Annotated in this window: 7 protein-coding genes; 3 read left to right on the forward strand and 4 right to left on the reverse strand. The window is 72.8% G+C overall.

Annotated elements, in window-relative coordinates; genetic code table 11:
- A partial coding sequence (locus tag SSOG_RS28530; RefSeq protein WP_078510430.1) for an acetyl-CoA carboxylase biotin carboxylase subunit occupies positions 1 to 1646 on the reverse strand: 1646 nt, incomplete at its 3' end.
- 31 nt (positions 1647 to 1677) lie between these two features.
- Complete coding sequence (locus SSOG_RS28535; protein ID WP_039938919.1) at positions 1678 to 3330, reverse strand: carboxyl transferase domain-containing protein; 1653 nt, start codon at positions 3328 to 3330, stop codon at positions 1678 to 1680.
- 98 nt (positions 3331 to 3428) lie between these two features.
- Between SSOG_RS28535 and SSOG_RS28540 the strand changes: the two genes are divergently transcribed.
- The 3 genes from SSOG_RS28540 (at position 3429) to SSOG_RS28550 (ending at position 6247) form a co-directional block, all read left to right on the forward strand.
- The gene (locus tag SSOG_RS28540) at positions 3429 to 4067 is read left to right on the forward strand and encodes an SACE_7040 family transcriptional regulator (protein WP_009717729.1); all 639 of its coding nucleotides are present in this window, start codon (positions 3429 to 3431) and stop codon (positions 4065 to 4067) included.
- Between the two features lie 57 nt (positions 4068 to 4124).
- Positions 4125 to 5282, forward strand: a complete 1158-nt coding sequence (locus SSOG_RS28545) for an acyl-CoA dehydrogenase family protein (RefSeq protein WP_009717730.1) — start codon at positions 4125 to 4127, stop codon at positions 5280 to 5282.
- A gap of 65 nt (positions 5283 to 5347) precedes the next feature.
- Complete coding sequence (locus SSOG_RS28550) at positions 5348 to 6247, forward strand: acyl-CoA thioesterase (RefSeq protein WP_009717731.1); 900 nt, start codon at positions 5348 to 5350, stop codon at positions 6245 to 6247.
- A gap of 122 nt (positions 6248 to 6369) precedes the next feature.
- Here the strand turns inward: SSOG_RS28550 and SSOG_RS28555 are convergent, their stop codons facing one another.
- Positions 6370 to 7179, reverse strand: coding sequence for a phosphatase (locus tag SSOG_RS28555; protein ID WP_009717732.1), 810 nt, complete (start codon positions 7177 to 7179; stop codon positions 6370 to 6372).
- A 112-nt stretch (positions 7180 to 7291) separates the two neighbouring features.
- Positions 7292 to 8814, reverse strand: a 1523-nt coding sequence (locus SSOG_RS28560; RefSeq protein WP_281048128.1) for a DEAD/DEAH box helicase, incomplete at its 5' end; no start/stop codon positions are given.

Consider the following 8814-nt stretch of genomic DNA (forward strand, 5'->3'; position numbering starts at 1 on the left):
GGGCGGGCGCGGGGCGCCGCGCATCGTCTCGCCTCCGCGGCATCCGGGTGCTCGATCAGCACGTCGGCGTCCTGCGCCCGCCCGCGCACGCGGACCGTCACCGGAGCGTGCCCCGCGACGCGGAGGCGGTGGACCGTCCAGGCGGGCTCACCGCCGAGCCGCCAGCCGGTGGGGACCGAGAACGGGTCGAGCCAGGTATCAGCGGCGGCTGGCTCCAGCGCCGCCTGGCGCAGCAGCGCCGCCGCCGCGTAGACCTCGTCGGGGACCGTGGACGGGAGGAGCGAGGCCGCCGCGCGGTCGACCAGACCGGTGTCCAGATCGCCCGAGGCGACCTCCGGGTGGGCGGCCAGCCGGCGCAGGAAGCCCGTGTTGGTGTCCACACCGAGGACGGTCAGGGAGCCGAGGGCGGCGCGCAGCCGGCGCAGCGCCGTGGGGCGGTCCGGGCCGTGGGCGATGACCTTGGCGAGCATCGGGTCGTACACCGTGCCGACCTCCGTGCCGGTGCTCAGCCCGGAGTCGACGCGCACCCCCTCGCCCGAGGGCTCCTCCAGGGCCAGCACCGGTCCGGCCGACGGGAGGAAGTCCACCCGGCCGTCGCCCGCCGCGCGGGCGGTCTCGGCGCAGATACGGGCCTCCACCGCATGGCCGCCGAAGGTGATGCCGTCCTGTCCGCAGGGCAGCGGTTCGCCCGCGGCGACCCGCAGCTGCCACTCCACCAGATCGAGCCCGGTGATGAACTCAGTCACCGGGTGCTCGACCTGGAGGCGGGTGTTCATCTCCATGAAGCAGTACGCGGACGGGTCGGCGCCCGGCACGATGAACTCCACCGTGCCCGCGCCCACATAGCCGCACGACCGCGCCGCCTGCACCGCGGCCTCGCCCATCAGCGCCCGGGTGGTGTCGTCCAGCAGCGGGCTGGGCGCCTCCTCGATGATCTTCTGATGGCGGCGCTGGAGCGAGCATTCGCGCTCGCCGAGGTGGATCACCTGGCCGTGGCCGTCCGCCAGCACCTGGATCTCGATATGGCGCGGCCGGTCGATCCAGCGCTCGACGAGCAGCGTGTCATCGCCGAACGCGCCGCGCGCCTCACGCCGGGCGGCCGCGATCTCGTCGGCGAGCAGCGCCTCGTCCCGCACCAGCCGCATGCCCTTGCCGCCGCCGCCCGCGGACGGCTTGAGCAGCACGGGGGTGCCGATCTCCCGGGCGGCGTCGATGAGCTGGGCGTCCGTCAACCCGCTGCCGGAGGAGCCCGGCACCACGGGCACCCCGGCCGCGCGCACGGTCTCCTTGGCGCGGATCTTGTCGCCCATCAGCTCGATGGCACCGGCGGGCGGGCCGATGAAGGCGAGCCCGGCGTCGGCGCAGGCGCGGGCGAACGCCGCGTTCTCCGCGAGGAATCCGTAGCCGGGGTGGACGGCCTGGGCGCCGGTACGGGCCGCCGCGTCCAGCAGCCGCCCGATCGACAGATAGCTCTCGGTGGCGGCTGCCGGGCCGATCCGCACGGCCGTGTCCGCCTCCCGGACGTGCCGGGCGTCCGCGTCGGCATCGCTGTACACGGCGACCGAGCGGACGCCGAGCCGCCGCAGGGTGCGGATGACGCGGACCGCGATCTCCCCGCGGTTGGCCACCAGGACCGTGTCGAACATCGCATGCGCCGCACTCATCGGGTGCATCCCCTCACATCCGGAAGACGCCGTAGCCGGGCGCCGCGGGTTCCTTGACCGTGCGGTCGGGCAGCGGGGCGCCCGCGCACGCGGTGAGGGCCAGGCCGAGCACCGTACGGGTCTCCAGCGGGTCGATCACCCCGTCGTCCCACAACCGCGCCGTGGCGTAGTACGCGCTGCCCTGGGTCTCGTACTGCTCGCGGACCGGCGCCCGGAACGCCTCCTCGTCCTCCGTGCTCCACTTCTCGCCGCGGGCCTCCAACTGGTCGCGCTTGACGGTCGCGAGGACGGAGGCGGCCTGCTCGCCGCCCATCACCGAGATCTTGGCGTTGGGCCACATCCACAGGAAGCGTGGCGAATACGCCCGGCCGCACATCGAGTAGTTGCCCGCGCCGTAGGAGCCGCCGATGACGACCGTCAGCTTGGGGACGCGGGTGCAGGCGACGGCGGTGACCATCTTGGCGCCGTGCTTGGCGATGCCGCCCGCCTCGTAGCTGCGGCCGACCATGAAGCCCGAGATGTTCTGGAGGAAGACCAGCGGGATGCCGCGCTGATCGCACAGCTCGATGAAGTGGGCGCCCTTCTGGGCCGATTCGGAGAACAGGATGCCGTTGTTGGCGACGATGCCCACCGGATGGCCCATGATCCGGGCGAAGCCGGTGACCAGCGTCGTCCCGAACTCGGCCTTGAACTCGGCGAACCGCGAGCCGTCCACCACCCGCGCGATCACCTCGCGTACGTCGTACGGCGTGCGGGAGTCGACCGGGACCGCCCCGTACATCCCGGCGGGGTCGACCGCGGGCTCCTGGGAGGGCGTCAGCGGCCAGGGCGGGGCGCCCTGCTGGGCGGGGGAGGGCGGCAGGGTGGAGACGATCGTACGAACGATGCGCAGCGCGTGGGCGTCGTCCTCCGCGAGGTGGTCGGTGACACCCGAGACCCGGGAGTGGACCTCGCCGCCGCCCAGCTCCTCCGCGGTGACGACCTCACCGGTGGCCGCCTTCACCAGCGGCGGCCCGCCCAGGAAGATCGTGCCCTGGCCGCGCACGATGACGGCCTCGTCGCTCATCGCCGGGACATAGGCCCCGCCCGCCGTGCAGGACCCCATCACCGCCGCGACCTGCGGGATCCCGGCGCCGGACATCCGCGCCTGGTTGTAGAAGATCCGCCCGAAGTGGTCGCGGTCCGGGAAGACCTCGTCCTGCATGGGGAGGAAGGCGCCGCCGGAGTCGACCAGATAGACGCACGGCAGCCGGTTCTCCAGCGCGACCTCCTGGGCGCGCAGATGCTTCTTCACCGTCATCGGGTAATACGTGCCGCCCTTGACCGTGGCGTCATTGGCGATGACGACCACCTCACGGCCCGCGACCCGCCCGATCCCGGCGATCACCCCCGCCGCCGGGGCCTGGCCCTCGTACAGCCCGTCGGCGGCGAGCGGCGCCAGCTCCAGGAACGGCGAGCCCGGGTCCAGCAGGGTGTCCACCCGGTCGCGCGGCAGCAGCTTGCCGCGCGCGGTGTGCCGGGCCCGCGCCTTCTCGCCGCCGCCCAGCCGGGCCGTGGCGAGCTTCTCGCGCAGCCGCGCGGCCAGCTCGCGGTGCGCGGCCTCGTTGGCCTGCCAGGCGTCGGACCCCGGGTCGGCGCCGCTTCGCAGCACCGGTGCCTGCTCCATCGCTACGGGCCCCCTCGTCTCGCCGTCGTGGTTAGTGGTCGTTAACTCGACACCCACCAGGTTAACGACCACTAACCGCGCTGTCTAGAATTGCTTCCATGAGCACGCAAGCCCCTGCACCGACCCGCCGCGAACAGATCCTCAAGGAGGCGGCCCGGCTCTTCGCCGAGCGCGGCTTCCATGGCGTCGGCGTCGACGAGATAGGCGCGGCGGTCGGCATCAGCGGCCCCGGCCTCTACCGGCACTTCGCCGGGAAGGAGGCGATGCTGGCCGAGCTGCTGGTCGGCATCAGCGGCCGGCTGCTGACGGGCGGCAAGCGGCGCACCGCGGAGGCGACGGAGGCCGGGGACGCCCCGGCGGCGCTGCTGGACTCGCTCATCGAGGGCCACATCGACTTCGCCCTGGACGACCGCCCGCTGATCATCCTCCACGACCGCGAGCTGGACCGGCTCCGGGACACCGACCGCAAGCTGGTGCGCTCGCTCCAGCGGCAGTACGTGGAGCTATGGGTCGAGGTCGTGCGACAGGTCTATCCGGGGCTCACCGAGGCCGAGGCCCGGGCCTGTGTCCACGCCGTGTTCGGGCTGCTCAACTCCACCCCGCACCTGGGCCGCCCCGGGGCCCTCCCCGGTCGCGAGGCCACCGCCGCCCTGCTGCACCGTCTGGCCCTGGGGGCCTTCGGCGCGGCCCATGATGCGGACGGTCGCGCCCACGCCTCGGACGCTCTGGACAGGTGACCTAACTGGCCGGTAGCTTCGGCTGAGCAAGCGCTTAGCCAGAGGGAGGCCGCAGAGATGCGTCGCACGGTGTTCAACGAGGATCACGAGGCATTCCGGGAGACCATCCGCGACTTCATCGCCGCCGAGGTCGTGCCGGAGTACGAGGAGTGGCGGGAGGCCGGTCAGGTCCCGCGCGACTTCTACAAGAAGCTCGGCGAGCTGGGCATCTTCGGCATCGAGGTCCCCGAGGAGTACGGCGGCGCGGGCGAGACCAGCTTCAAGTTCAACGCGGTCATCACCGAGGAGCTGGCCCGCGCCGGTGTGAGCTTCGGCGGCAGCAGCGTCCACACCGCGCTCTGTCTGCCGTACATCCTCAAGTACGGCAACGAGGAGCAGAAGCGGCGCTGGCTGCCCTCCTTCGTCTCGGGCGACCTGATGACCGCCATCGCCATGACCGAGCCGGGCACCGGCTCGGACCTGGCGGGCATGAAGACCACCGCCAAGCTGTCCGAGGACGGCACGCACTACGTGCTCAACGGCGCCAAGACCTTCATCACCGGCGGTGTGCTCGCCGACCGCGTCCTGGTCTGCGCCCGCACCGCCCCCGCCACCCCCGAGGACCGCCGCGGGGGCATATCCATCCTCGTCGTGGACACCACGAGCGAGGGCTACGCGGTCGGCCGCAAGCTGGAGAAGCTGGGGCTGAAGACGTCCGACACCGCCGAGCTGTCGTTCACCGACGTCAAGGTGCCGGTGGAGGACCTGCTGGGCGAGGAGGGCAAGGCGTTCGGCTACCTCGCGCACAACCTGCCGCAGGAGCGCCTGGGCATCGCCGTGAGCGCGTACGCGCAGTCCGCCGCGGCGGTCGAGTTCGCCAAGGCGTACGTCCAGGACCGCGAGGTCTTCGGCAAGAGCGTGGCGTCCTTCCAGAACACCAAGTTCACGCTGGCCGACTGCAAGGCCGAGGTGGACGCCATGCAGGCGGTCGTCGACCGGGCCCTGGAAGCGCACGACGCCGGTGAGCTGACCGCCGCCGACGCCGCCTCGGCGAAGCTGTTCACCACCGAGCACGCGGCCGTCGTCATCGACAAGTGCCTCCAGCTGCACGGCGGTTACGGCTACATGATGGAGTACCCCATCGCCCGGCTGTACGCGGACACCCGCGTCACCCGCATCTACGGCGGGACCAGCGAGGTCATGCGGTCCATCGTCGCCAAGTCGATGGGGCTGTGACGGTCGTCATGAGCACGCTCGTCGGCAACGGTGCCGCAACACGGGTCTGCAAGACTGCTTGAACCATGAATGACGCACTACAGAGCCTGCTCGACCTGCTCGACCTGGAGCGGATCGAAGAGGACATGTTCCGCGGCACCAGCGATGCCGCACCCCTCGTGCCGCGGGTCTTCGGCGGCCAGGTGGCCGCCCAGGCCCTGGTCGCCGCGGGCCGCACGGTCCCGGAGGACCGTCCGCCGCACTCGTTGCACGCGTACTTCCTGCGGCCCGGCGACCCCGGGGCGCCGATCGTCTACACGGTCGACCGGATCCGCGACGGCTTCTCCTTCACGACCCGCCGCGTGGTCGCCGTCCAGCACGGGAAGCCGATCTTCCACCTCTCCGCCTCCTTCCAGCTTGACGAGGAGGGGCTGGAGCACCAGGAGCAGATGCCGGACGTGCCGGATCCGCTCTCGCTGCCCACCGCCGAGGAACTGCTGCCCCGGTACGAGCACCTGTTCGCCGGGCCGGGGGTGGTCGACCGGATGCTCCAGGCGCGGGCCGCCATCGACCTGCGGTACGTGGACGCCCCGCCGTACGGCAGCGTCGGACAGCCCCGCGATCCGAAGTCGCAGGTGTGGTTCCGGACCGACGGCAAACTGGACGGCGCCGCCGACGATCCGCTGCTGCACGTCTGCCTGGCCACCTATGTGTCCGATATGACGCTGCTGGACTCGATACTCCTCGCCCACGGCCGCGGTGGCTGGGCGGTCGGCGACATCGTCGGCGCCAGCCTCGACCACGCCATGTGGTTCCACCGGCCCTTCCGGGTGGACGACTGGCTGCTGTACGACCAGGAGAGCCCGTCCTCGTCCGGCGGCCGCGGCCTCGCCAAGGGCCGCATCTTCACCGCCGACGGGCGGCTGGCCGTCTCGGTGATCCAGGAAGGGGTCATGCGGGTGCCGCGCCCGCGCCCGAAGAAGTGAGCCCGGGGTGCCCCCGGGAGGGGTGAGGCGGCGACGCGCGTCCCTCCCGGTGTGCGGTCGGCCTGAAGCGCGTACCGGTTTGACGCGCGTACCGGTCCGACGCGCGTCCCCGGCGGCGCGCGTCAGAACTGGGCCGTCAGCCCCGCCGCGTCCAGCAGATAGGCCGTCATCGGCGCGTAGAACCGCGGATTGGTGACGTGGTCGTCCAGCGGGACCACCGCCTGAAGCGTCCCCTCCGCCTCGCCGAGGAACAGCGCCGGGTCGTTGCAGTCCGCGTACCCCACCGCGTCGATGCCGCGCTGCCCCGCGCACCCCGCCCAGCCGTGGTCGGCGACGACCAGGTCCGGCAGCGGCCGCCCCTCCCGGGCCAGCCCGTCCAGGATGGCCGCCATGGGGGCAGGGGAGTGGGTGTGCCACAGCGTGGCGCCGCGCTCCAGCATGGCCACGTCGCAGAACTGGAAGACGTACCCCTCGTCCGCGTGCAGCCCGCCCGGGATCTCGACGATCTCGCACCCCGCCGCGTGCAGCGCCGACGCCGTGGCGCTGTGCACCTCCAGCAGCCCGCCCGGGTGCCCCGTGGCGAACAGCACCCGCTGCTGCGCCTCGGCGGCCTTCCGCAGGACGGACGCCATCCGGTCCAGCGCGCCGACCGTCAGCTCCGGGTCGATCGTGTCCTGCCCGGTACGGTGCTCCGGGTCGTCGATCACCCCGCACCGCTCCGCCATGACGGCCAGCACGTCCTGCTCGTCCACCCAGCGGTCGCCCAGTTCCAGACCCAGCCAGTAGTGGCGGTCGCCGTTCGCGAGCTTGCGGTAGTGGGAGAGGTTGTTCTCGCGTGGGGTGGCGACGTCACCCGCGATGCGCGTACGGACGAGATGGTCGATCAGTTCGGCGCGACTGGGCACGGTACTGGGTATCGGCATGTGGCCCATTGTCGCCCCTGCGTCCGGGAAATGGGGTGCATTACCCGTCTGCGGGCGTGACGCGGCCATGCCGAGCCGGGGGCGTCCGGGGAGCCCCCGGCCAGGGCGGTTCGGACCGTCCCTAACGGCCTGGACGGCGGCTACGGCCGGACCCGCCGCCGGAACCCCGGCCGGACCCGCCACCTGAGCCGCGCCCGGGCGCGCCGCCCGAGCCACGTCCAGTCGCACCGCCGGAGCCACCGCTGGAGCCGCGTCCAGCCCCGCCGCCGGAGCCGCGCCCGGTCCCGCCACCGGAACCCCTGCCGGACCCGCCGCTGGACGGCCGCCCCGAACGCCCACCGCCGCCACCGCCGCCGCGGCGCGTCTGCCGGGGGCCGGGCGCCTGCCGCTGCGCCGGGGCGCTGATCGTCACCGGGACGCCCGACGGCTCCTGGGCGCCGGTGATACGGGCCAGCTCGGAGTCGGTCGAGTGCACCTGGGCCGTGTTCGGGGTGATGCCCGCGGCGGTCATCAGCCGGGTCATCTCCCGGCGCTGGTCGGGCAGGACGAGCGTGACGACACTGCCGGAGCCGCCCGCGCGGGCGGTGCGCCCGCCGCGGTGCAGATAGTCCTTGTGGTCCGAGGGCGGATCCACGTTGACGACCAGGTCGAGGTCGTCGACATGGATGCCGCGGGCCGCAACGTTCGTGGCCACCAGCGCGGTGACGTCGCCGGTCTTGAAGCGTTCCAGGGTCTTGGTGCGCTGTGGCTGGGACTTGCCGCCGTGCAGCGCCGCCGCCCGTACGCCGTTGGCCAGCAGATGGCGGGTCAGCCGGTCGACGGCGTGCTTGGTGTCCAGGAACATGATCACGCGGCCGTCCCGGGCGGCGACCCGGGTGGCGACGGAGCGCTTGTCGGTGTCCGCGATGTGCAGCACATGGTGCTCCATCGTGGTGACCGCGCCCGCCGAGTCATCGACCGAGTGCAGCGCCGGGTCGGTGAGGAACTCGCGCACCAGTCGGCTGATCTGGTTGTCGAGGGTCGCGGAGAACAGCAGGCGCTGGCCGTCGGCGGGCACCTGCCGCAGCAGCCGCGTGACCTGGGGGAGGAATCCCATGTCGGCCATCTGGTCGGCCTCGTCGAGCACGGTGATGCGCACCTGGTCCAGTCGGCAGTCGCCGCGTTCGATCAGGTCGTGGAGGCGGCCCGGGGTCGCGATGACCACCTCGGCGCCGTCGCGCAGGGCATTGGCCTGGCGGTTGATCGACATGCCGCCCACCACGGTGGCCGGGCGCAGCCGCAGTCGCCGTGCGTAGGGCGCGAGCGCGTCGGAGACCTGCTGGGCCAGCTCCCGCGTCGGCACCAGGACCAGGGCGAGCGGACGGCGGGGTTCGGCGCGCTGCCCGGCGGTGCGGGCCAGCAGCGCGAGGCCGAAGGCCAGGGTCTTGCCGGAGCCGGTCTGTGCGCGCCCGAGGACGTCGCGGCCCGTGAGGGCGCTGGGGAGGGTGGCCCCCTGGATCGGGAACGGCACGGTGATGCCCTGGAGCGCCAGCTCCGCGGCGAGGCCGTCCGGAAGGTCCAGCTCGGCGAACGCGGCGACGGCGGGCAGCACGGGGGTGGCGCCGCGCAGCTGGGCGAATTCGTTGCCGCCGTCGGAGGGACGGC

It is taken from the genome of Streptomyces himastatinicus ATCC 53653 (assembly GCF_000158915.1).
In the GTDB taxonomy this organism is placed as follows: Bacteria; Actinomycetota; Actinomycetes; order Streptomycetales; family Streptomycetaceae; genus Streptomyces; species Streptomyces himastatinicus.

What these genes read in the sequence shown, in the direction of transcription:
- SSOG_RS28550 (WP_009717731.1), top strand. Translation starts at nt 5,348, where the DNA reads ATGAATGACGCACTACAGAGCCTGCTCGACCTGCTCGACCTGGAGCGG.
- SSOG_RS28540 (WP_009717729.1), top strand. Translation starts at nt 3,429, where the DNA reads ATGAGCACGCAAGCCCCTGCACCGACCCGCCGCGAACAGATCCTCAAG.
- SSOG_RS28535 (WP_039938919.1), bottom strand. Translation starts at nt 3,330, where the DNA reads ATGGAGCAGGCACCGGTGCTGCGAAGCGGCGCCGACCCGGGGTCCGAC.
- SSOG_RS28545 (WP_009717730.1), top strand. Translation starts at nt 4,125, where the DNA reads ATGCGTCGCACGGTGTTCAACGAGGATCACGAGGCATTCCGGGAGACC.
- SSOG_RS28555 (WP_009717732.1), bottom strand. Translation starts at nt 7,179, where the DNA reads ATGGGCCACATGCCGATACCCAGTACCGTGCCCAGTCGCGCCGAACTG.